At 69.7% G+C, this 21885-nt stretch carries 19 protein-coding genes, 4 pseudogenes and 1 riboswitch; of the genes and pseudogenes, 15 read left to right on the forward strand and 8 right to left on the reverse strand.

Annotation, left to right across the window (positions count from 1 at the left end):
* A pseudogene (locus IPZ69_RS41095) lies at nucleotides 1-222 on the reverse strand (dipeptidyl aminopeptidase); the annotation flags it as partial.
* Nucleotides 223-321: 99 nt separating this feature from the next.
* On the opposite strand from IPZ69_RS41095, the gene IPZ69_RS41100 reads away from it, so the two are divergent.
* Nucleotides 322-915 carry a TetR/AcrR family transcriptional regulator gene (locus IPZ69_RS41100; protein ID WP_235459865.1) on the forward strand — a complete coding sequence of 198 codons (594 nt, stop codon included), beginning with the start codon at nucleotides 322-324 and terminating at the stop codon, nucleotides 913-915.
* A gap of 241 nt (nucleotides 916-1156) precedes the next feature.
* On the opposite strand, the pseudogene IPZ69_RS41105 reads toward IPZ69_RS41100, so the two are convergent.
* A pseudogene (locus IPZ69_RS41105) lies at nucleotides 1157-1408 on the reverse strand (IS200/IS605 family transposase); the annotation flags it as partial.
* Nucleotides 1409-1544: 136 nt separating this feature from the next.
* Nucleotides 1545-1991 (reverse strand): MarR family winged helix-turn-helix transcriptional regulator, encoded by a 447-nt coding sequence (locus IPZ69_RS41110; protein WP_235459866.1) that lies wholly within the window; start codon nucleotides 1989-1991, stop codon nucleotides 1545-1547.
* A gap of 108 nt (nucleotides 1992-2099) precedes the next feature.
* Between IPZ69_RS41110 and IPZ69_RS41115 the strand changes: the two genes are divergently transcribed.
* Both IPZ69_RS41115 and IPZ69_RS41120 read left to right on the forward strand, forming a co-directional pair.
* Nucleotides 2100-3041, forward strand: coding sequence for an alpha/beta hydrolase (locus tag IPZ69_RS41115; RefSeq protein ID WP_235459867.1), 942 nt, complete (start codon nucleotides 2100-2102; stop codon nucleotides 3039-3041).
* Nucleotides 3042-3250: 209 nt separating this feature from the next.
* Complete coding sequence (locus tag IPZ69_RS41120; protein ID WP_374295627.1) at nucleotides 3251-3466, forward strand: hypothetical protein; 216 nt, start codon at nucleotides 3251-3253, stop codon at nucleotides 3464-3466.
* On the opposite strand, the gene IPZ69_RS41125 is transcribed toward IPZ69_RS41120, so the two are convergent.
* The gene (locus IPZ69_RS41125) at nucleotides 3463-3876 is read right to left on the reverse strand and encodes a winged helix-turn-helix transcriptional regulator (RefSeq protein ID WP_235459868.1); all 414 of its coding nucleotides are present in this window, start codon (nucleotides 3874-3876) and stop codon (nucleotides 3463-3465) included. The genes IPZ69_RS41120 and IPZ69_RS41125 overlap by 4 nt on opposite strands.
* Before the next feature lie 99 nt (nucleotides 3877-3975).
* On the opposite strand from IPZ69_RS41125, the gene IPZ69_RS41130 reads away from it, so the two are divergent.
* Complete coding sequence (locus tag IPZ69_RS41130; RefSeq protein WP_235459869.1) at nucleotides 3976-4827, forward strand: alpha/beta fold hydrolase; 852 nt, start codon at nucleotides 3976-3978, stop codon at nucleotides 4825-4827.
* Nucleotides 4828-4932: 105 nt separating this feature from the next.
* The gene (locus tag IPZ69_RS41135; RefSeq protein WP_235459870.1) at nucleotides 4933-5244 is read left to right on the forward strand and encodes a hypothetical protein; all 312 of its coding nucleotides are present in this window, start codon (nucleotides 4933-4935) and stop codon (nucleotides 5242-5244) included.
* Here the strand turns inward: IPZ69_RS41135 and IPZ69_RS41140 are convergent.
* On the reverse strand, nucleotides 5229-6515 hold the full coding sequence (locus tag IPZ69_RS41140) for a PAS domain-containing protein (protein WP_235459871.1): 1287 nt from the start codon (nucleotides 6513-6515) through the stop codon (nucleotides 5229-5231). The two genes, IPZ69_RS41135 and IPZ69_RS41140, sit on opposite strands and share 16 nt — an antisense overlap.
* Nucleotides 6516-6854: 339 nt before the next feature.
* Here IPZ69_RS41140 and IPZ69_RS41145 point away from each other — a divergent pair, with 339 nt between their 5' ends.
* The 7 genes and pseudogenes from IPZ69_RS41145 to IPZ69_RS48000 all read left to right on the forward strand — a co-directional run bounded on the left by IPZ69_RS41145 (nucleotide 6855) and on the right by IPZ69_RS48000 (nucleotide 15543).
* Nucleotides 6855-8228, forward strand: coding sequence for an ATP-grasp domain-containing protein (locus IPZ69_RS41145; protein ID WP_235459872.1), 1374 nt, complete (start codon nucleotides 6855-6857; stop codon nucleotides 8226-8228).
* Nucleotides 8225-10237, forward strand: a complete 2013-nt coding sequence (locus IPZ69_RS41150; RefSeq protein ID WP_235459873.1) for a PEP/pyruvate-binding domain-containing protein — start codon at nucleotides 8225-8227, stop codon at nucleotides 10235-10237. The genes IPZ69_RS41145 and IPZ69_RS41150 overlap by 4 nt, the downstream gene beginning before the upstream one ends.
* Before the next feature lie 8 nt (nucleotides 10238-10245).
* Complete coding sequence (locus IPZ69_RS41155) at nucleotides 10246-11607, forward strand: MFS transporter (protein ID WP_235459874.1); 1362 nt, start codon at nucleotides 10246-10248, stop codon at nucleotides 11605-11607.
* A 146-nt stretch (nucleotides 11608-11753) separates the two neighbouring features.
* Nucleotides 11754-12455 (forward strand): hypothetical protein, encoded by a 702-nt coding sequence (locus tag IPZ69_RS41160; protein ID WP_235459875.1) that lies wholly within the window; start codon nucleotides 11754-11756, stop codon nucleotides 12453-12455.
* 552 nt (nucleotides 12456-13007) lie between these two features.
* Nucleotides 13008-13217, forward strand: a complete 210-nt coding sequence (locus tag IPZ69_RS41165; protein ID WP_235459881.1) for a DUF6207 family protein — start codon at nucleotides 13008-13010, stop codon at nucleotides 13215-13217.
* An 859-nt stretch (nucleotides 13218-14076) separates the two neighbouring features.
* Entirely contained in the window at nucleotides 14077-14778 is a 702-nt protein-coding gene (locus IPZ69_RS41170) for a TMEM175 family protein (protein ID WP_235459876.1), read from the forward strand.
* Nucleotides 14779-14857: 79 nt separating this feature from the next.
* Nucleotides 14858-15543, forward strand: a pseudogene (locus IPZ69_RS48000) (transposase).
* 3 nt (nucleotides 15544-15546) lie between these two features.
* Here IPZ69_RS48000 and IPZ69_RS41185 read toward each other — a convergent pair.
* Nucleotides 15547-16194, reverse strand: coding sequence for a class I SAM-dependent methyltransferase (locus IPZ69_RS41185; RefSeq protein WP_235459877.1), 648 nt, complete (start codon nucleotides 16192-16194; stop codon nucleotides 15547-15549).
* 174 nt (nucleotides 16195-16368) lie between these two features.
* On the opposite strand from IPZ69_RS41185, the gene IPZ69_RS41190 reads away from it, so the two are divergent.
* The 3 genes and pseudogenes from IPZ69_RS41190 (at nucleotide 16369) to IPZ69_RS41200 (ending at nucleotide 18558) form a co-directional block, all read left to right on the forward strand.
* On the forward strand, nucleotides 16369-16986 hold the full coding sequence (locus IPZ69_RS41190) for an Imm21 family immunity protein (RefSeq protein WP_235459878.1): 618 nt from the start codon (nucleotides 16369-16371) through the stop codon (nucleotides 16984-16986).
* Nucleotides 16962-17200 (forward strand): annotated as a pseudogene (locus tag IPZ69_RS48130) (IS630 family transposase); the annotation flags it as partial. The gene IPZ69_RS41190 and the pseudogene IPZ69_RS48130, both read left to right, overlap by 25 nt.
* A gap of 524 nt (nucleotides 17201-17724) precedes the next feature.
* Entirely contained in the window at nucleotides 17725-18558 is an 834-nt protein-coding gene (locus IPZ69_RS41200) for a PIG-L family deacetylase (RefSeq protein ID WP_235459879.1), read from the forward strand.
* An 89-nt stretch (nucleotides 18559-18647) separates the two neighbouring features.
* Here the strand turns inward: IPZ69_RS41200 and IPZ69_RS41205 are convergent, their stop codons facing one another.
* Both IPZ69_RS41205 and cobT read right to left on the reverse strand, forming a co-directional pair.
* Nucleotides 18648-20099, reverse strand: a complete 1452-nt coding sequence (locus tag IPZ69_RS41205; RefSeq protein ID WP_235459880.1) for a nitronate monooxygenase — start codon at nucleotides 20097-20099, stop codon at nucleotides 18648-18650.
* Nucleotides 20100-20315: 216 nt separating this feature from the next.
* A complete protein-coding gene (cobT, locus tag IPZ69_RS41210; RefSeq protein WP_308407594.1) occupies nucleotides 20316-21467 on the reverse strand; it encodes a nicotinate-nucleotide--dimethylbenzimidazole phosphoribosyltransferase in 1152 nt (383 codons plus the stop codon).
* A 71-nt stretch (nucleotides 21468-21538) separates the two neighbouring features.
* Nucleotides 21539-21719, reverse strand: a riboswitch (cobalamin riboswitch).
* Nucleotides 21720-21885: the final 166 nt, after the last annotated feature.

Raw genomic sequence — 21885 nt, forward strand, 5'->3', positions numbered from 1 at the left:
ACTCACCTGGTGCCCGGCCGCCAGCGCCTTCCCGGCCTCCTGGGACACGCGGTCGGCGGTGGCCAGCCACTCCGTGTACCAGCTGTCGTAGTCACCCTCGGTGATCCGCTCCGCGGTGGAGACGACCTCACCGAAGTCCGCACCGCCGTAAGCGATGTGACTCATCGAACGCAGGCTCTCGTACCAGAACTGGATGTTGTTCGGGAACAGCAGCTGCTTCATCACACACTCTCCTCAGTGGCTAAGCACGGATCTGTGCTTACGGAAGGACTGTAGACCCGCGAGCACGGTGAAGCAAACATCTGTGCTTACGATGTGGGGGTGACTTCGAAACAGCCGACCCCACGCATCCGCAAGAGCCCCGAGCAGGTCCGCTCGGCCGTCCATCAGGCGGTCATCGACCTGCTGTCCGCCTCCGGGGGCGCGGAGCTCACCATTCCCGCGATCGCTCAACACGCCGGGGTCAACCACACCAGCATTTACCGGCGTTGGGGCAGTCGTGAGGCGCTCCTGGCCGACGTGGTCACCACTCGCCTCGAACGCGACTGGCCACTGAACGACACCGGCACCCTGCGCGGGGACCTCACCGCCTGGGCGGAAGCGGGGGTGGCGAGCATCCGCACACCCGAAGGCCGCCTCCTCGTACGAGCAGTCGCCCTGTCCATGCCGAGCAGCGGCCATATGCAGGCGGAACGCGCACAGCACTTCCAGCGCCGACTCCACTCCATTGAGCGCATCCGCGAGCGGGCCGCGGCCCGTGGCGAGAATCCCCCGCCCGTGGAGCAGATCCTCGACCAGCTCATCGCACCGCTCTACCTACGGGCGATTTTCGGCATCGACCCGCCGGCCTCCGGCTACCCGGAACTCCTCGTGGACAGGCTGCTCGGCACCACGGGTGCGCCGGGAACGGCGTAGGCGTGGCGCACCTCAACCTCCGGCGCCCAGGTCCAAAGGGTGTTGCGGAAGGCCGCGGGCGCTGTCCTACGCCTCTAGGTGGGGACCGCTGAGCACGTGTGAGTGGAGACTTTCACCGGACTGCGCGCGGATCAGTTCGGCCGGATACTGAAAGCGGTCCGGGACCGGGGCGCCGAGGGCCGCGGACGGGGGCGTCCGCGGCGGTTGCCGTCCGCCTGCCGAACCGGGTGACGCGAGTAGGCGGACGCTTCTGCTGTTCGATGTGCTGGCTGACGATTGCCAACGGCGCTCCGCCGCACGATGCGGAGAAATATGAGGGCGACCGCAGGTGCCCGTCCATGATGGCGTGGTTGATCCGGCCGTTGAACTCCTTCAGTTCCGCCTCGAAGTCCTCGCAGACCTCGCGCCTGATCTCTTCGCAGCGCGTCAGCATCTCGTCGTCGAACACCCCGCGCCGGCACTTCGCCACAAGGGCCAAGTGCCCAGTGGCCACAAGATACGAGGCCCTGGGCCAGTTCCGCCCAGCGAATGCTGCGAAGCGCAGAATCAGCGTCCTCGCCCGACGGGACATCCAAGACGGCCTGGGACCAGACCACAGTGAGGGCGGACCATTCGCGGGCCACGTCCTCTCATCCCGGCTGGCCGGTGGAGCCCGCCTCAAGCGTTGCGCGCAGAATGGCCAGGGTTGAGGCGATGCGGGCCAGGTCGTCGGGGGGAACCGCCGCGGTCAGTGAGACGAGCTCGCTTTCGACAATGGGGCGGGAAGCGGACAACTGCTTCTCACCCGCGGGTGTGAGGCGGAGGACGGAGGAGCGGCGGTCCTGGGGGTGCGCGACCCGCAGGCACCAGTCCGCGGCCACCAGCCGGTCGACCGCCTTGCTGACGGCCCCCACGGTGATCGCCAGTTCGCCGGCGATGTCGAGCACGCGGCACCCCGGCACCCGGTCGATGATCTCCAAGAGCTCGAACTGCCCCAGCCCCAGCCCTTGTTCGTCGCGCAACCGGGCGCTCACCGCGTTGTAGAGCCGGGTCTCGACGCGGACCAGATCAATGAAGATCGGGGTGATGTGGCTCACATTAGCTCCAATAGATTCCTGGGAATCATCTTCCTTGGAATCCGGTTAGGGTCGGGCAGGTGGATTCCAAGGAATCCATCCTCGCACCCCGACCCATGGAGGCCCCGCATGTCCCGACAGCAGCGCGACGCCCTGGACGCCATACTCCGTTCCGCCCCTCGCAGCAAGGTGCGGCCCACTCCCGAGGAGCAGCGCAGCGGTTTCGCCGCGGCTGTCGCCCGCCCCGCGCCGGAGGGCGTGGTCACCCGCAGGACCGTCCTGGGCGGGCGGCCGACACTGGAGCTGGAGCCGGCCGAAGCCTCCCGCCGCGGCCGACTGCTCTACCTGCACGGCGGCGGCTACGTCATCGGCTCACCGGACACCCACGCAGGGCTGGTCGGTGAACTGGCGCGCCACGCCGGGCTGCGCGCGACGTCGGTGGATTACCGGCTGGCGCCCGAGCACCCTTTCCCCGCGGCTGTCGACGACGGGCTCGCGGCCTACCGCGAGCTGCTGGCGTCGGGCACCGACCCACGGGACCTCGTCATGGCGGGTGACTCCGCCGGTGGCGGATTGAGCATCGCCACGCTGCTCGCCGCCCGGGAGGCCGGGTTGCCGCAACCAGCCGCCCTGGTCGTCTTCTCCCCCTGGGCCGATCTCACCCTCGCTGGCGAAAGCATCCGTTCCAAGGAGAGCGCCGACCCCATTTTCACAGAGGCCGACCTGCGCGCTTACGCCGATCTCTACGTCGGCGCAGGTGACAGGGCCCATCCCCTGGCCAGTCCGGTCTTCGCCGACCTCACCGGACTGCCTCCACTCCTCGTCCAAGTCGGGGCGAACGAGGTGCTCCTCGACGACGCGGTTCGGCTGGCCGGCCGCGCGGGCGCCGACGGCGTCGAGGTCACGCTCGAAGTCGGCCCCGGCCTCCCCCACGTCTTCCAGCACCACTACGGCCGCCTCGACGAGGCGGACGCCGCACTCGACCGCGCCGCCCGCTTCCTCACCGCCCACCTGAGCGCCGGGCGCCCGGACGCCGACCATCTCGAACCGGTCGGCAAGACCTGGGGCTGAGCGCAGCGTGGCTCTTACCCACTGAGGCTTCGCCAGCGAAGTGATCTCCGCGTCCGCCACGAGGCCGGGCAGGCATGAAGCCCCAGATAGGCCTGGTCTGCCAAGACCATGTCCGCTCGAATCAGGTGCTTCACGTTGGTCACCTATGCCGCCGCGCTCGACGTCCCACGTAGGCCACCGGCTACCACTCCCTCCATAAGGGCATCGGTGTGCTGGACGGCACGCTGATCGCCTGCGACCGGCTGACCGGGGTCCGGGAGAACGGCAACGACCTGTGGGTCTCCCACGTCGAGCCGGGTTCCACCCCGGACATCACCTCGGCCCGTAACCACGTGCTACCCGCGCTGTACAAAGCCGCCGCCGACAGGCTTCCTACGCTCGCCGACAAGGCCTACATCGGCGCCGGCAGCGGCTACACGGCCTAGTTGGGGGGTGACTCGTCGGCGAGATGGTTGTTGCGGCCAATCTCCGGCATGTGCGTTTCGGCCCAGACCCGCAGGGCGGAGAGCGGGATTTCGAGGGACAGGCCCAACTCGGTGAGCCGGTAGTGGACGGCGGGCGGCACGGTGGGTTCCACGCGGCGCGCGACCAGGCCGTCGCGGACCAGGCTCTGCAGCGTGACGGACAGCATCTTCTGTGAGATGCCCGGGATACGGCGTCGCAGTTCCGTGAAGCGGAGCTCTCCCGGAGCTTCCTCGGCCAGCACCTTGACCGCCATCGACGTCCACTTGGTGCCGATGCGGTCGAGCAACTGGCGCGTCGGGCAGCGCGGATCCAACAGGTCACCGCGCTCACCGGGCTGCTGGTCACGTCTACCGGGTCTCGACGTGGTCACCTGGGGCTCACCACCTGAAGGGAAAGTGCCGTCTTGGACGGACCAGGCTAGTTCCCTAGCGTGACCTTGTCACCATTCCTCACCACCTGGAGGCCCTCCATGCCCGAGCTGCGCCGCGTCCCCGTCAACGGTGTCGAACTGAACGTCGCCCTCGCCGGATCGGGCCCGGCCGTCCTGCTGCTGCACGGCTTCCCGCACACCTGGGAGCTGTGGACGGACGTCATGGCCGACCTGTCCGGCCGCTACCGCGTCATCGCGCCGGACCTGCGCGGGTTCGGCGCGAGCAGCCGGGCCGCCTCCGGGTACGACGCGGGCACCCTGGCCGAGGACGCCGCGGCGCTTCTCGCCACGCTCGGCGTGTCCTCGGCCGCGGTGGTGGGCATCGACGCGGGCACGCCGCCGGCCTTCCTCCTCGCTCTGCGCCGCCCCGGTCTCGTCCGGCGCCTGGTCGTCATGGAGTCCCTGCTGGGCAGGCTGTCCGGCGCCGAGGACTTCCTCGCCGACGGGCCGCCGTGGTGGTTCGGCTTCCATTCCGCCGCGCCCTGCCTCGCCGAGACCGTGCTGGAGGGCCACGAGGCCGCCTACATCGACTGGTTCCTGCGCGCCGGCACGCTCGGAGACGGGGTGCGCCCCGACCTCCGGGACGCCTTCGTCCGCGCATACACCGGCCGCCACGCGTTGAGCTGCGCGTTCTCGTACTACCGGTCCCTGCCCGAGAGCGCGGTACAGATCGAGCAGGCGGTCACCACCGCCCGCCTGACGGTGCCGACGATGGCGCTGGGCGCCCGGCCCGTCGGTGCTGCGCTGGAACGCCAACTCCGCCCGTTCGCCGACGATCTCACCGGACACGTCATCGAAGACTGCGGCCACATCATCCCGCTGCACCGGCCGCGCGCCCTCCTCACGCTGCTGCATCCGTTCCTGGCCGGTGAGGACGCGAAGGCAGCCTGACCGGGCAGGGGGCTGACACTCGATACACACCCTGGGACCAGCCTGAGCGACATCAAGCGGAACGGCCGCTGGACGGTTCCCCGGAAGATCATCGCCGAATGCAGGATGCTGAGCATCGTGCTCGACTTCACCGAGGCAGTCTGTAGGCACCGGGGCGTCGCCGTCGAGGCACGCTGCGGAACCGGCACCATTCAGTTGATCGTCCCGCAGGGCCGGGCGGTACGGATCGAGGGGTCGAGCACCAATGCCGCTCACATCAGCAACAAGGCCACCGCGCCAGAGGACCCGACCTCCCCGACCCTCAGAATCGTCGGTCACCCGCGAGCCGGTCATATCAAGATCAAACAGATCCGCCGGACGCGGCCGCAGGACTTCCGGCCCGGCCGTACGGCTCCGATCGATCAGACCGGGCCGTAGGGGTGCGCCGCCGTCGCCGGCCGCGGCGGCCAGGCCTGTGCGGAGAGGATGCCGAGGACATAGGCCCGGGCGACCAGAGCGGGACGGGTCGCGGCGCCTAGGAGGACGCGTAGGCGGCTGATGTGGTAGTCGACCGTCTGCCGTGAGAGGTGCAGTGTCCCCGCGATGTCGGCGTTGCTGCGCCCGGCCGCCAGCAGGGCGAGTATGCGTACGTGGGCCGCGGTCAGGGACGGTTGCGCACGATGACGCAGGCCGAGGTGGCTGCCGACGGCCCACACACCGGAAACGTCATGCGTCGCGCCGCACACGGTGCTCAGATGGATCCGGGCCCGGCGCTGCCAGCCGTCACGGTCGACGAGTACGGCGTAGGTGTGGGCGCTTCTGCGCCGGCCGCTGATCAGGTCGTCCCAGATGCGGTACAGGTCAGCCCGTTCCGGTGTCTCGGCGAGCAGGGTGTCGGCCGACAGGCCTATCAGGTCCGAGAGGCGGACGCGCAGGGCGTCGGCGACCGCGGCGCCGGCCTCGCTCACCCGCCCGTCGGGGGTCAGGCGAACGCACAGCAGCCCACTGCGGTCGCGCAGGGCGTGCAAATCAGCCTCGGCCCGGCGTCGTTGCTCCAGCACCCGAGTGTAGTCGGTGACGTCGACGTAGATACCGGCGACACAACGCGCCGCGCCCCAACGGACGGGGAAGCGATAGCCGGCCGCGTGCCCGGAGCAGCCGTCGGCGCGCCGATAGGTAAGGGCGTGCCTGACAGGACGGCCTCGGGTCAGCACCTCCTGGTCCAGGGCGAGGAACCTGACGACGTCGCCGGGTGCGTCGACGTCGGAGAGGTGGCGGCCGACCAGGGCGTCGCGCGTGGTGCCGTACAGGTGGGCATAGGCGTAATTGGCCCAGAGGTAGTGGCCGGTGGCGTCGCGCACGAACGCCGCGGCCGGGGCGAGGTCGGCGAACGAGGCGTAGGGACCGCCGTCCGACCGGCCGCTGACCTCGATCGCCACTCCCCTGCTGCCGCGCCGCCCCGGCCCGTCGCCGAGGTCCGGCCAGTTCACATCGAAGGTCCGGCCCTCGAACCGCGCCTGATAGGGGCCGGCGTCCGGCGCGCCGGACGGACTGCCGTGGTCGGTACGGAGGGTTTCGAGAAAACGGCGGGCGGTGCGCTCGTCGTCGAACGCACCGCCCCCGCTGTCGACCACACTCAGTCCGCTGTCGGCCTCCCACCAGGACACCGGAAGGGACGCCAGTAACGTCTTGAAATCGACCTCGTCCACGGCCCAACTCCTTCAACCCTGCACAACATCACTTTGGGTGACACCTCATGCGTTACCCGTGACCTCCGGGGGCATGCGAGAAAGGTGGGCGCCCCTCTTCTTCGCACCGGCGGGGCGCTAGCGCATCACCAAACCTTCACATGGCGCCAATCAGCAGATGCAGTCGGGCATTTGCCTGAGTGGTTCGTGCGTCACGGCCTGCTGGAGGCGAGTTGGGGCTGGTTCGCTTGAACGAGACGGTGCGGTGGCGGCCGATGCGCCCACGTGCCCGCCGGTCGCCGACCGCCGCACGGGCGCGGGAAGTCCCCCGCCCGGTGTTCTGGAAGGAGTTGGGATTCCGTGAGCAAGGTGCTGTACGTGCATGCCAAGGGCGGACCTCCAGTGGGGTACGCGCTGACGCGGGTGGCCGCGAGGTCCGCGGTGCACCTACTGGCACTCAGCGACCTGCCGGTCGCCGTGGCCGCTGACGCCGCGAAGCTGTGCGCCTCGGTCGTCACCCCCGTGGACGCACCGGGACGTGACCTGGTCGAGCTCATCACGGCCCGTGCGCGCGAGGTGGGTGCGGACGCCGTCCTCACGTTCTCGGAGTACGCGGTGGTCGCGGTCGCCGAGGCTGCCCGGCAACTCGGCCTGAAGGGTGCCGGGCCCGCCGCCGCACTCGCCCGCGACAAACGCCTGATGCGCGCCGCGTGGGAGCGTGGCGGCATTCCGCAGCCCCGGTTTCGCACCGTCACCGGCGTCGCCGAACTGAGCCGGGCGGCCATGGAATTGTCATGCCCATTACTATTCAAGTCGGCCTGGAGCGCCGGCTCGACCGCCCACCAGATCATCGACAAGCCCCAAGACGCCCAGGACGCCTGGCAGCGCTCGCGCGCGGTGATGGCGGAGTCCGCGCAACTCGGCTTCGCCGAACTGCATGTTCGCGGCGCGTCGGAGGACTTCATCGTCGAGGAGATCGTCAGCGGATGTGCCGAGGAGTGGTACGACGACCCCGGCTGGGGTGACTACGTCAGCGTCGAGGGCGTGGTGGCCGACGGAGTCTTCCGCCCGGTCTGCCTGAGCGGGCGCATGCCCACGGTGGTGCCGTTCACCGAGCGCGCCGGGATCACCCCGGCCGCCGTCGGGAGCACGGCTCAGCGCGTGATCGTGGAGCTCGCCCGGCGAGCGGTGAACGCGCTGGGGCTGGAGAACTGCGGCACCCACACGGAGATCAAGCTGGGCCGGGACGGTCGTATGTGGGTCATCGAGACGGCCGCACGATTCGGGGGCGCGATGACGGTGCCGCAGATCGAGGAGGTCTTCGGCCTAGACATGATCGGCATGTTCACCGATCAGCTGCTCGGTGGTTCACCTGCCTGGCCCGCTCGGGCGTTGACGCCCGAGGATGCCGCGGGTGCGGCCGGATCCCTGGTGGTCCTGGCGGTGCACCGGAACGGCACTCCCTGGTCCCGCCGCCACCTCTGGGACTCCTCAGCGGTCGTCCGATCGGCCCCGGTCGGCGCGGGCAGCGCGCTTTCCGTCGTACGCGAGAGTTCGCTGCCGGACGGAACCCCCGTGCCGGTCTACGACCCTGCCGCCGGCGCCAACACGATGGCAGGCCTGTGCGTGTTGTCGGCCGACCGGCCGCAGGCCGTGATCCGCGACTTCACCGCCCTGATCGACGCGCTGCCGCGCATCCTGCCCACGGACGTCGCCGAGGAGGCACGCGCATGACTCTCGCATTCGACGAGACCGGCCTCCCCGACGCTGCGGCCGATCGGACCGTCGTCGGCGCCAACCTGTCGCTGCCGCTGTTCCGCACGCTGTCCGGCGTGCTCGCCGGACACCCGTACCTGAAGGTCGTGGTCGACCGCGCCGAGGACACCTGGCATCTGCTCGACACCCGCGTGCACCCCTTTCACGCCGACTACATCGCGACCCGCATCCTCGGCATGACGTCGGACGAACTCGACGCGGATCTCGACGCGTTCAACGCATCCGTGTACATGGCGCCGGACCGCCGCTTCCTGCTGGGAGTACTGTCCCTGCACAGCGACGAGGAGCCCGACGGCTCCGAGCGGCCCTTCCTGGTCCTGGAGACGACCGAGGCGGACACCATGCACGGTGCGCTGCTGGAGGAGTTCCACCACTTCGTCCGCGGCCGGGTGGACGGACGCCTTCCGCTGCTGCTGAAGCCCGCGAACCACGGCCAGGAGCACGAACTGGCCTCCATCAGCGAGGCACGGGTTCCCCGCATTCTCAGCCAGGAGTTGTTCGGCAACCGGACCCGCACCTGCCTCAACCCGGGCGTGGCCGAAGGGCGACTGCGATACTTCCGCAGCCGGGAGGAATACCGCAGCGCCGCCGCGGAACTCGGCTGGGCCGACATCGTCGCGATGGCCTGCCTGCCCGATGACGTGCCCCGCGTCGCCGGGTTCGTCAACACGGCCTCCACCACGCCGCTTTCGCACACCAACGTGCTCGCTTCGGGCTGGGGCATCCCGAACGCCATCGTCCGCGACCTGGACACCGTCGTGCGGCGAGAGGGACTGGACGGCGCGTGGGTCCGCTACCAGGTGCAGGAGGACGCCGTCACACTGGAAAGGCTGTCCTCCCCGCCCGAACTGTGCAGGCCCGTCTGGCACCAGCAGCGCATCCGCCTCGACACACCCCGCCTGGGGGACACACCGGTCATGGCCCTGCACCGGCTGCGGCGGGCCGACCGCGACAGTTACGGCACCAAGGCGGCCAACCTCGGCGAACTGCACCACGTCCTGGACAGCCGTACCGCCGACCTGACCACGTACTACACGCGCCCGCGTCCGCCGCGGCCCGATCTGCTCACGCACCTCGCCTCCCGGCTCGGCGAGCCGGGAGCGCCCGTGGAGCGGCTTCGCGCCAAGGCGGCCGAACGCGTCGCGCAGACAGTCCGGGCACCCGAGGGCGTGGCACTGCCGTTCCGCCTGCACGATCTGTTCCTGGCCTCCTCGCCGGCGCTGCAACAGGGCATCGGCAAGCTGAAGATGGCGCTCGAACTCGACGCACTCGACGTGATCGACTCGCTGTCCCTGGACCTCCAGCACCTCATGCACAGCACGCCCATGCCCGACGAGGTGGCCCGCGCCATCACCGGTTCGGTGCCGGAACTACTGGCCGACGCATCGCGGCTGGTGGTGCGCTCCTCCTCCAACGCCGAGGATCTGCCGGGGTTCTCCGCGGCCGGCATCTACGACTCGGTGACGACGGTGCGTGGCCCGGAACAGCTGATGGACGCCGTACGGCAGGTGTGGGCATCGTTGCTGTCACCGCGCAGCGTGCGCCTGCGGCACCAGGTCGGCATCTCCCTGGACGACACCTACATGGGAGTGATCATCCAGAAGTATGAGCCGGCCGACCTCGGAGGTGTGCTGGTGACCTGCAATCCGACCCGCCGCGAGGACTTCCGCAACGTGTACCTCAACTGCTCGTCCGGCTCGCCCGAAAACGTGGTCGACGGCACGGTGCTGCCGCACCAGTACCTGTACAACACGGTCGAGGGCGGCGGGCGCACGGTGGCCGTCGGTTCGACGGGCGCGGACCTCCCGGGGGACACGCGCGCGTCACTGGCGCGGCTGGCCCTGGTGGGGCGCCTGTTGCAGTCCCACTTCAGCGAGGACGACCCCGATGACGCCCTGGACATCGAGTGGCTCATGACCGCGGGCGGGACCTTCCAGCTGGTCCAGGTCCGCCCCTACGCCCGGTGAGGCGTCGTATGCCCGTCCCGTGGCACCGCGCTCCCCGACCCGATCTGACTCCGACCGCACGCCGCGTCATCCGCCTCAACAACGGGTTCCAGCTGTTGTTCAACCTGCTGTGGTGGATGCCCGTGTTCTACGCCTACCAGCGCGACGCGGGCCTGTCCGACGGCCAGATCTTCGGCATCCAGAGCATCTACTACATCGCCTTCTGTCTGTTCGAGATACCCACCGGCGTCGTCGCCGACCGCATCGGTGCCCGTAACTGCCTGCGCGCGGGCGCGGTGGTCATGACAGCGGCGAACATGGTCCCGGTGCTGGCCCCGTCGTACACGGGCTTCCTCCTCCACTTCCTCGCCATCGCCGCCGGACGCTCCCTCACGTCGGGCGCGGCGAGCGCCTGCCTGTACGACGGGCTCCGCGCCGAAGGAGCGGACGAGCACTACCTCAGGGCGGAGGGGACGGCGCGCGCACTCGGACTCGCCGCCAAGGTTGTGTGCTGGCCGCTCGTCGGACCGCTGATGTCCCTGGCCCCGCAGACCCCGTACGTGCTCAGCGCGGCGAGCGCGGCCGGCTCCCTCGGCTGCGCCCTCGCCCTACCACGGCTCGCCACGCTCGACACGGGCCTCGGGCCGCGCGCCCAGGGCCGGCGGAGCGGCACCCTGCTGCGCGACACGGGCGCCGCCCTGCGCGCCCTGCGCTCCTCACCATGGCTGGTCCTGCTCATGGTCCAGGGCGTGGCCGTCTTCACGCTGTCCCGGATCTGCCAGGTCAACCTTTTCCAGCCGGTACTGCTGGAGCACGGCATAGGAGAGAGCACCCACGGCGGCGTCCTCGCGGCGATGACGGTGGCCGAGGCGGTGGCCTCCGCGCGCCCGCAGTGGCTCAGCCCCCGGCTGTCGCCCACGGCATGGGTGTCCACGCTGAGCGTCGCGCTCGCCGCCGCCCTCGCGGGCACCACCGTCGGCGGTCCCTGGGCCGTGGTCGGTCTGTTGTGCGCGTTCGCCTCGATCACCGGGTTCGCCTATCCCGTGCAGCGCAAGCTCATCAACGACGCCATCCCCACATCCGCGCCGCGCGCCACTCTGCTGTCGGTGGAGAGCATCGTGGACCGCGGCGTGTGTGCGCTGGCCGCCGTGGCCGCCGGCGCGTATCTGGCCGCCGGCCGACTGGACGAACTGCTGTGGCAGTCCGCCGCGGTCACCTGCGTGCTGATACCCGTACTTCATCTGGTGCTGCACCGCATGAACCGGGCGACGACCGCGCGCGGGGGACGTGGAACGCCCGATGCCGACTCCGTCACTCAGGAGACAGACGCACGACCGCCGGAGGAGCCCGTGGCGCTGCCCGTGGACGAGGGCGCGGCCCTCCGCCCCTGAGCCGCGGCGGGATCGACGGACCAGCGTGCCGCGTTGCCAGTGCTCTGACCGCATAGACACATCACGTTGCTGTGCGGTCAGGTCGGTCGGCCTATGAGAGCGGGGGGCCTCGCACACTCTTCGTCAGGCAGGGAGAGAATCCCGGCATGGTGATGGCACGGCACTGGTACTCCTCGTCGCCCGTCGTGGACGGGCAACCGCTCCTTGATGAGCCCGGCTTCTGGCCCGCGCACTTGGCCGACCTGTCTGAGGGCATGCCGCCAGATGCCTTCGGCTCGGACGCGGGCGACGCGGACGCCATGCTGGACAAGCTCCAGGACCCAGTGGCATGGCCAGTGTTCACAGTGCCTCTGACCGGCGGCTTCACGATCGTCGTGCACTACAACAGCGGCGAGGAGTTCACCACCACGGACTACTTCCTCACCCACCCCGACTGGAGACAGGATCTTGTGCTGGCCAGCGACGATCAGGACCGTATCGGACCTGGGCTGTGCTGGCCCGAGCTCGCTGCCCTGTTGGAGGCACCGGAATCCACCGTTGGAGTCACAGACCCCCATGCGCGGCTCCTTCTCCTCCTTCCTGTACTGGGCGACACTTCGGTCCCGGAAGAAGCGGTGGCAGCCGTGATCCGCGCCCTCGCCGCTCAGGGTGCTCCCGAGGCGAGCGAGGCCCTGGCCAGGCGTCTGCTCCAGGGCCACCCCATGTGGGGCGCCGAAGACTGGTGGTTCGATGAGGATGAGCGGAGCTGGATCTGCGAAGGCGATCACAGTCCCCGCAAGGTGCCTCTCGGCGACCACCTGCCCACGCACCAGCGGGCGGCCCTGGAAGCCTGCCTCACTCCCCGCTGAGCGTCCCAGGCTGCGCTCGCAACGGCACGTCAAGAGGGAGTAGGCCGCCCAAGTTTCGAAGTCGCCGGGCGCTGGGTCCAGCGGCTTGAGCCGTGCCGTCTTCTTCGTAGGCGTCGTCTCCTCTGGCTGTTGCGAGTGCTGTTGGCGGACTGACAGGTCTGTCACAGCGTTGTGAGAGCCTCCGGGCATGAGCTACGACCTGGCCGTCTGGGAGGGCGAGCGGCCAACGACCGACAAGATCGCCAGCCGGGTCTGCACACCGGCGCTGCGATGCCGTACGCGGTGCGGCCGCTCCCCGAGATCAGGCCGGTTGCAGGTGGACGGCGGAGCAGCTCTCACCGAGTCCGGGAAGGCAGCCTCGGCCATGAGCGCCGCAATCAGCGGACGAGTCAGCACGTCGAGGCACCCGTGCGAAGTTGCGGCGTTGCGTTCGCACCCGACTGGACGTCTTGCGCTGAGCACGGGCGGATGAAGGCTCGCCTGGGGCGTCCAACCGGGTGAAAAGTGAGCTCCGGACGAACCCGTTGCGACCGGGAGGGCGTCGTGCCGGTCATGGACGTGATTCACGACGTGCGCGTGTCGGAGCCGGGGCTGGTGGTGGTCGACATCGCGGCCGCCGATGACCAGACGGCTTTCGCCTTTCACGCCGCACTAGCCGCGATGTGGGCCATTACCACCGTCGAGCGCACGAGTCGGGATCCCGGGCAACATGGGGTCCGGCTCCGCTGCTACCTCGACATGCGCCAGTCCCCCCTGCCTTGAACCACGCCGCCTCCGGTACGGCGAACGACTCCGCCACACCAACGCGACGCCGACGCAGGGCGCGGAGGCCGGGTTGTCGGAGGGTTCCCCGGCGGGGTTGCGGGCGTGATCGGGGCCGGCTGCCGGCCGGGGACTTCCGCGATGCGTTCCAGCAGTTCAGGCTCGTCATTCACCACCCGGCGCGAGAGGAGCTCACGTCGGTCGCCCTCGCTGGTGACGATGAGCATGGTGACCCGCTCGACCAGGGCATGGGGTAGGTCGAGTGCGACAGGACAGGCATCCAACAAGGCTCCTGCGCCAGCGAGTTGAGACGTCGAACGCTTCCCTCGAGGTAGTTGTCCGCCTGCCCGGGCGCGGTGCTCGGCCAGGTACGCGGAGACGCCGATGTTCGTGTAGCCCGGGTTCCCCGCATAGGAGGGCGGCGCCGACGAGGGACCCGCAGCCCAGGACGTGTTGGGGGTGGTCCCGAAGGCAGCCGAACCCCGTCGGCGCACCCCCGCCCGAACGCGGCGCGGGTTTCGCGACATCCGCGTGACGGCGGCATGCCCGGCGGCCGTGCCGAAGCGGTCCGGCGGGGCCCAGGACGGCCTCCCGGCCCGAAGAACAAGCACCGGGCCAGGCACCATGACGTCGGTAAGGCGGTCAAACGGGCTGAGTCGATCAAGGAACACCAAACCCGCCGACCATACGCACCAAGCTCAGTGTGAACAGACCCCTGGGACCGGACAGGAGTGGACAGCCCTGGCCCCTGCGTGCCCTGGAAAGTGGACACCGCCTACCCGGAGCATGGGACCACGCGAGAAGCCGTAGCGCCGGGAGTACGGTCCCGGCGGTCGGCAGGCTACGAAAGAGACGAAAAGTGGAGAAGACGCGAGCTGGACAGTCGCCTGAGCGGCTGGCCTATCTCACCGACGCGGTGTTGGCCATAGCCATGACGCTGCTGGCCATCGAGCTTCCGCAACCTGAGGGTGGGGATTTCGATGTCACCCCCCGCACCTCAGGGGCCCAGGCCGCTTCGCACCTGTGGCATTTCCTCGCCCACGAAGCCGGAGCCTTCTACTCGTACGCCCTGGCCTTCTTCGTGTTGTGGATCGTCTGGCGCGAGCACCACGCGGTGCTCGACCGGGTCAGCTACGTCCCCGGCGTCATGATGACGCTTCACTTTCCCTTGATGCTCCTGGCAGGCTTTCTGCCGTTCGTCACCGCGATCATGGGCCATCACCCGGACAACCCGCTGGCCACGTCGCTCTTCGGCTTGGTCGTGTTCCTCCTCATGGTCTGCCGATCGAGTATCCAGACCCAGGCGGCGCGCATGGACTCGTCGTCCGCTGACACCCACAGGTCGGCTCGACAGCTGGATGTCGCCATCAGCTGGGTCGTCACGGGCTATTGGGGACTGACCCTGCTGGTCGCCTGGTGGACGCCATGGGTACAAATCCTGTGGTTCCTCTCCGGCGCCGTCGGCTATGTGTTCGCTCGCTTCGCCTTGTACCGCGCCGCCCGCCACGAGGTCCCCACAGCGGCGCCTGATGTGCGGGAGATCCGAGATCTCGAAGCGTGAGGAACGGCCGCGTCACATGGGCCAAGATCCCGAAGACCTGAGCCGGTCGAGTAACCAGCGGCGTTAAACGCCAAGCTCAGTGGCGGTGCTGGAACCGCTGCTCCCCACGGGCATTAGGCCCGGTCGGCCGCGGGTTCACACCGAGCGGCACTTGATCAACGGCATGCGGTTCCGTGCTCGGACAGGGGTACCGTGACGAGACCTGCCGGAACGATGCGAGCCGTGGGAGACCGTGCGCGGGTTGTTCCGCCGCTGGCAGCGCCAGGGACCTATCGGTGGACTCCACGATCACCCGCGCCCACCAGCATGCCGCCAGCGAACGCAAAAAGGGATCTGCAGTCGAGCTACCCGGCAGGGTCTTCTCCGAGCCCGCCGACCACGGACTCGGACGCTCACACGGCGGACTGACCACCAAAATCCACCTCGCCATCGAACAGGCCCAGAAGCCGATGTCGCTGGTGGTCACGGCCGGGCAGCGCGGTGACTCCCCGCAGTTCCAGGTCGTCCTGGCCCGCATCCGCGTGCCCAGGCCCGGCCCGGGACAGGCCGCGTACCCGGCCCGACAATGTGCGCGCGGACAAGGCGCACGGCTCCCGCGGCGGCCGGCCGCCGACGTTCGACAAGGATGACTACCGTGAGCGCCACGCGGTGGAGTGCGGGATCAATCGCCTGAAGCGTCACCGAGCGGTGGCTACGCGGTGCGACACGCTCTCCGCCCGCTACGAGGCCATGGTGCTGATCGCGGCCATCAACGAGTGGCTGTGACCGCTACCGCTTGCGGGCCAGCAGCTGCACCGCCTGCGACCGGTGGCCGTTCATCGTGGCGACCTCGATGCCGCGCTCGTCCACCAGGTCGAAGTCCGACAACAAAGCGTGCAGCTCCGCAACATCGTGGTGCCGGCACACCGCACCGTCGTCCGTGGCGAACACGCCGTACGGTGTGCCGAATTGCCGGGCGTAGGCCGCGTAGCGGCTGTAGTTGCGTTCGTCGTCCTGCAAGACCATGTCGCTGATGTAGAGCAGCCCACCAGGTGCGAGAACGCGGTTCAGCTCGTCCACCAGCGCCCGCTGAGCATCGGCGTCGGGGATACACGTAAGCACTGCGAACAGCAGGACGACGTCGAAGCTCTCCGAGGCGTCAATCAGGTCCGGTGGGGACTCCAGGACGGTAAGGCGCAGGTCAGGCCGCAGCTGACGGCCCCGCTCGATCAGCGCGGGAGACAGGTCCACGCCGGAGACGTCACGGAAGCCGTGCTCGCTCAGCTCGGCCATGACACGACCGTATCCGCAGCCGTAGTCCAGGACCCGAGCGTCCGGATCCACCCCCGTCAGCCAGCTGAGTTGCACCGGGTGGGTGAACGTCTTCGTCGCACCCACGCCGTCCCAGTACGCGATCTGACTGCCAAGATCCTTCATGCGAGTGCAGCATACGGCCCTGCCGGGTCAGCACATCACTACTTGATCCACTTCACAGACACGCCCCAAAGGCTGCCCCGTAACTGCTGGTTGCCGCAGGCGCCGAGCCGTTCTCTGCGCTGGGCTCCACCGAGCGGCGCGGGCGTTGTCAGTGGGCGAGGGCACACTGACCGCATGAGCGCCTCTTCGTCAACCGCATCCAATGCGTCCCGCACCTCCCCTGTCTGGGTGCAGTCGATGGGCGGACCTTTGATCGTGATTCCCGTCTCCGCGCTGGGTACATGGCGCGGGTGCACGGAGACCGGGGTCATGGCGGGAGACGCCACCGCTCCAGACGACTACGACCTGGCTTGTGCGGTGGACGATCTGGCCGGTGTGATCGCCGTTGGCGAAGGCGGTGCGCAGGCACTGGTGCTGGCGGACGAGCCGGCCACCAGCTGCTATCTGCCTGAGCGCCGAGCCTTCCTGCGGTGGCTTGCTGCCGACTCCGAGGCCGGGTTGAAGGCCTCGGCAGAGGCTGTCCTCGCGGACCCGGCCACCGAGTGGGTGGAGTGCGGCACATGGGTGTCGGACGGCCCAGCCGTGCTCATGGACTCCGCCGAAGCGGGCTCCGAACTCGACATCGAATATCCCGACGGTGGGTTGCCCGCCCAGGCACCGGTCTCGCTGCCCGCAGGCCGCTGGAGGGTTCGAGCCACCCACACCAAGGCAGACGAGGAAAACTGGGTCGGCCTGGTCCAGATCCTGCCCACCGAGCCATCGAGCGCGAGGACGAGGCTGGACAGTCGCTGACTCCGCCGCGCGCCAGGGCCTCGGGCCGCCAGGGCTGCACGCCGGTCGTGCGAGTGCGTGGCCGCGGCTCCGGACGGGTTTCCATGGCCGGTATGACCTGATACAAGCCCGGTGGACAGTAACGGATGTTCTACGCGGCCCGGGCGTACACCGGACGCAAGGACCAGCCGAAGGGCTTCGGCTGGCGCGCTTCCGCGACCTGATCGTCCGCGCGGCATCCAGCGGTAGTAGCCCTCGTCCTCCGCGGCATACTGCGCGCGGGCCGCCAGCGTCGCCGACGCCGCGCTGTCCGTCGGCGCCGTGGACGTCCGTCGAAACGGTGTGCTTGGCGGCGTTGCCGGCCGCGATGCTGAACAAGGCGCCGGTCTCAAGGCTGAGTTCGTTGACGGCCCCGCTCATCGGGTCACAGCCGTCGGTGGGGCCGCCGCCGAGGCTCATGCTGATGATCTAGGCATGCTGGTCGCGGGCGGCCCACTGCATGCCCGCGATGAGCCAGTACTCCTGGCCGCTGCCCCCATTGTTCAGCGCGGCGGGAACAGCCGACCCGGCCAGCACCGTTACACCAGCCGAGGGGCCGGGGCAGCGCGGGCGGAACACGGCGGGACACAAGACTCGTCCGCCACGACGCGATCCGGGCCCCCGGGTCCGCGGTATGCACGGTCACCCGATATCGGGGCGACTCCTCATACGCCTGCCGCAGACTCGGACCGACGCCTTTTCGCACAGGAGGATTGCTTGATGAATGACCGGCCCTTGACGCTGATGGCGGTGCACGCCCACCCGGATGACGAGGCCACTGGAACGGGAGGTGTCCTCGCACGGTACGCGGCGGAGGGCATCCGCACGGTCCTCGTGACGTGTACCGACGGCAGTTGTGGTGACGGACCGGGAGGTGTCAAGCCGGGCGATCCCGGCCATGATCCGGCGGCCGTCGCCCTGATGCGACGTCAAGAACTTGAGGCGAGCTGCGACATCCTGAAGGTCAGTCATCTGGAGATGCTCGACTACGGCGACTCCGGGATGATGGGCTGGTCGAGCAACGACGCCCCGGGATCCTTCTGGCAGACACCCGTGGAGGAGGGCGCCGCCCGACTCGCGGAACTCTTGCGCCGCTACCAACCCGATGTGGTCGTCACCTACGACGAGAACGGCTTCTACGGCCACCCCGACCACATCCAGGCACATCGCATCACGATGGCGGCGCTGGCGATGACCACGCCGACGCCGAAGGTGTACTGGACGACGGCGCCCCGCTCGATGATGCAGCGGTTCGGGGAGGTCATGCGCGAGTTCGGTGCGGACTGGGAGGAGCCGGATCCCGCGGAGGCCGCCGCCATGGCCGAGATCGGACTCCCCGACGAGGAGATCACCACCTGGGTGGACACCACCGCGTTCGGCCCTCAGAAGTTCGATGCCCTGGCCGCGCACGCCAGCCAGGGCGAAAACATCTTCTTCCTCAAGATGGGCCAGAAAAGGTTCACCGAGTTGATGGGCGTCGAGACCTTCGTCCGTGTCCAGGACACCACCAGCGCGGCGGTACCCGAGAACGACCTCTTCGCCGGACTTCGCTGATCCGCGCGCCTCCCGGGATCGAGCGACCTGGCCTGCTGTCAGGCACCAGGTTCGGACGCTCTCCCGGGACGGCGCGTCCGGAGCACCCCTCACACGGGCGCTTCGGCCAGGCCCGCGGACAGCCATCGCACCACCGACTCCGCGCTGTACGGCCGCCCTTGGGGGGCGATCTGCCGCAGGAAGCCGAGGTCCTGGCCGATGGTGACGATGGGGGGTTCCACCATGCCGTGCGGACGGCGCTGTCCGAGCCCGACCGCGGACAGCAGGCCGTTGCACAGACACTGCCGTCCTTCGGTCTGCTCGGCGGCACCGCCCTTGCGGACGTACATCGCGCCGGGCTCCGCCGGGCAGCGATAGCCGACGGCGCCGCGCTCGGTGCGGTAGGGGGTGCGCAGATAGCCGAGGTCGCAGACTCGGGGGCGTGCGGAGCTCACGCGGGGGTCGGCCAACGTGCCCGGCAGGTCGGCGACCTTGAACGGAAACGTGGTCGGAGAGGCAGCAGGGTCGTTGCGCACGGTCAGTGCGGAGCGAAGCTCGCGGTCGACCAGTTCCCGCCGCAACCGCGGATCGAGGCCGGACTCCTCGCAGAGCGCGAAGACACTGCCGAGTTGGACGCCGACCGCACCCGCTGCCCTCGCCCGGCGGAGCTGGTCCGGTCCGCACTGGCCGCCGGCGATCCAGAAGGGCAGGCCGAGGGCGGCCATCTTCGCGAAATCAGGGGTGTCCCGGGGGCCGTAGAGAGGATCGCCCTGCTCGTCCAGCCGCATCGGTCCGCGCGGCGGCGCGCTGTGCCCGCCGGCGCGGTGGCCTTCGACGACGAAGCCGTCCGGGGTGGTCTGCGCGGAACGGTTCAGATACGACGCCAGGGCCGGCAGCGAGACGATGGCCAGGACGTCGGGACGGCGCAGGGGCTCCGGCTGCGCTCCGCACAGCACTGAGGCCGGGTCGAAGCGAAGTTCTACAGGCTTGTCGTCACCGTCGACGTCCAAGCGCGCGGTGACGGGCTGCAGTTGGGCGAGCCGGGTCGCGATGCCCGGAATCTGAGCGGGAATGCCCGCACCGACCAGCACATAGTCCACGCCGGCCAGGATCGCGCCGAACATGGCGGGGACCGTGGCGAGTTGGACCTTCTCCAGGTAGTTGACGCCGACCGGTCCTTCGTGGCCCTCCCGGGCGAGCCACACCTCGCAGAAGTTGGCCACGACGGTCAGCGACCGGGCCGGGCACGCTTCGTCAGCGGTCAGCCGGGGTGTGGCCGCGAACCGCTCGCCGCCGCCGATCCCGCCCTCGACGAAGTAGCGCTCCCGTATGGAATCGGCAAGTTCCGGTACGGGGAAGGCGGCCAGCGCCCGCCTCAGGTGGCCGCCTGGGTCACCGCCCTGCAGCACCCGGATCAGCAGGGTGTCCAGGGCGGTACCGGAGACGACACCCAACTGCCCGGTACGCGCGACGGCACGAGCCAGGCGCCAGCCGGACACACCCACCCCCATTCCGCCTTGGATCAGCCAGGGCAGATCGGTCCTGGTCCGGGGTGTGCTCATGGGTCCTCGCAAGGATGGTAGCCGGGTCCGGAACACCTACTTACGGTGCCGTAACCAGACGTCCCGCCATCCACCCCCCTGGTTCGGAGCAACTCGCCGCCCAGGACGGTGAACCTTCGCGTGGTGGTGCGGGCGCCCCGATCGGTTGTCCGCACCACCCGGCAGAACAGGTCGGCCGGACGGTGCCCAGGCGTCGGCCCAGTCCGGCGGGCTGATTCAGCGGTCCTTGTCCGAGACCTCGGCGGAGTCGAATGTGGCCATGTCGCGCAAGGCACGCACCGCCGCCTGGACGAGCGGCAGAGCCAACAGGGCACCGGTGCCCTCACCGAGCCGCAGCCCCAGGTCGACCAGAGGATACAGGCCGAGGTGCCGCAGGGCGATGGTGTGCCCGGGCTCGACCGAACGGTGTCCGGCCACACAGGCGGCCAGGGCATCCGGGGACAGCCCGGCCGCGACCAGAGCCGCCGACGAGGCGATCACCCCGTCCAGGATCACCGGGACCCGGTGCGCGGCGGCGCCCAGTACGAACCCGGCGATCGCCGCGTGTTCCAGGCCGCCGACCGCCGCCACCGCCCCGACCGGATCGTGCGGGTCCGGTCGGTGCAACTCCAGAGCCTCACGCACCACCCCCACCTTGTGCCGTCGGGTCGCGTCGTCGACTCCCGCTCCGTGACCGGTCACGTCGTCCGGGTCCGCACCCGTGAACGCGGCGATCAGCGCCGCGGACGCGGTGGTGTTGGCGATGCCCATGTCGCCAGTGAGCAGGCAGCGGGAGCCGTTGTCGACGAGTTCCGCGGCGACGCCGATGCCCACTTCGATGGCCTGGACGGCCTCCTGGCGGGTCATGGCCGGAGCGCGGGTCATGTCCGCGGTTCCCGCCCGGACCCGGCGTCGCAGCAGCATGCCCGGAGTCGTGTCCGAGGCCGGCACCGGAGTTGCGACGCCCACGTCCACCACGACCACCCTGGCTCCGGTCTGAGCGGCCAGGGCGTTCACCGCGGCGCCGGAGGCCAGAAAGTTGGCGACCATCTGAGTCGTCACCTCCTGCGGCCAGACGCTGACGCCCTGGGCGTGGACACCGTGGTCGGCGGCGAAGACGGCCACCGCGGCCGGCTCCGGCATCGGCGGCGGGCAGCTGCCCGCCAGACCCGCGAGCTGGACCGACACGTCCTCCAGCAGGCCCAACGAGCCGGGTGGCTTGGTCAGGTGGTTCTGGCGGTCACGGGCCGAGGCGGCGGCGACGGAGTCCGCGGGAGCGATGGCGGCCAGAGTGCGCTCCAGCCGCAGGCCGACGGCAGGGTCGGCGGCGGCAGGCCGACGGGTTGAATCGGAGCCGGACGAGGGCACCATGAGGGAAGTCCTTCCCATGTCGGCGGTTCTCCACGCCACCGTGAACGGGCCGCGCCCGGGCAGGTAGTGCCTGGCTACGGGACGGCCGGAATATCCTGGCTCCCGGATCTCGGCACCCGGCTTGTACAGCACGGGTACCGGCGCCGACTCCCGGCCTTCCCAGCGGCCGGCTCGCACCGGCTGCCAGTGGCCATCTGCGGGAGGCAGCTCCCCGGTCACAGTGGCGGGCCCGCCCCGGACTTGGGCCCTCGGGCCCGCACCGGAGTTCCTCCGCACCGTCGCCCGCATCCTGCCACACACCGCCGTCGGCGAGCAGCCGCCCGACGGGATGTCCTGCCGGGCCGGTGCGGGTGAGCGTACGGCCGAACGCGATGAACGTGCAGGCTGGGCGACCCTGCCAGGACCGGCTGGGAACGCATGTCGGTCCACATGGCCC

Origin of the sequence: Streptomyces olivochromogenes, from assembly GCF_021538895.1 — a bacterium.
Taxonomy (GTDB): Bacteria; Actinomycetota; Actinomycetes; order Streptomycetales; family Streptomycetaceae; genus Streptomyces; species Streptomyces olivochromogenes_A.

Coding starts and splice junctions, on each gene's coding strand:
- IPZ69_RS41130 (WP_235459869.1), top strand. CDS start 3,976: ATGCCCGAGCTGCGCCGCGTCCCCGTCAACGGTGTCGAACTGAACGTC.
- IPZ69_RS41115 (WP_235459867.1), top strand. CDS start 2,100: ATGTCCCGACAGCAGCGCGACGCCCTGGACGCCATACTCCGTTCCGCC.
- IPZ69_RS41150 (WP_235459873.1), top strand. CDS start 8,225: ATGACTCTCGCATTCGACGAGACCGGCCTCCCCGACGCTGCGGCCGAT.
- IPZ69_RS41190 (WP_235459878.1), top strand. CDS start 16,369: ATGAGCGCCTCTTCGTCAACCGCATCCAATGCGTCCCGCACCTCCCCT.
- IPZ69_RS41160 (WP_235459875.1), top strand. CDS start 11,754: ATGGTGATGGCACGGCACTGGTACTCCTCGTCGCCCGTCGTGGACGGG.
- IPZ69_RS41205 (WP_235459880.1), bottom strand. CDS start 20,099: ATGAGCACACCCCGGACCAGGACCGATCTGCCCTGGCTGATCCAAGGC.
- IPZ69_RS41165 (WP_235459881.1), top strand. CDS start 13,008: ATGGACGTGATTCACGACGTGCGCGTGTCGGAGCCGGGGCTGGTGGTG.
- IPZ69_RS41185 (WP_235459877.1), bottom strand. CDS start 16,194: ATGAAGGATCTTGGCAGTCAGATCGCGTACTGGGACGGCGTGGGTGCG.
- IPZ69_RS41200 (WP_235459879.1), top strand. CDS start 17,725: ATGAATGACCGGCCCTTGACGCTGATGGCGGTGCACGCCCACCCGGAT.
- cobT (WP_308407594.1), bottom strand. CDS start 21,467: ATGGGAAGGACTTCCCTCATGGTGCCCTCGTCCGGCTCCGATTCAACC.
- IPZ69_RS41135 (WP_235459870.1), top strand. CDS start 4,933: ATGCTGAGCATCGTGCTCGACTTCACCGAGGCAGTCTGTAGGCACCGG.
- IPZ69_RS41155 (WP_235459874.1), top strand. CDS start 10,246: ATGCCCGTCCCGTGGCACCGCGCTCCCCGACCCGATCTGACTCCGACC.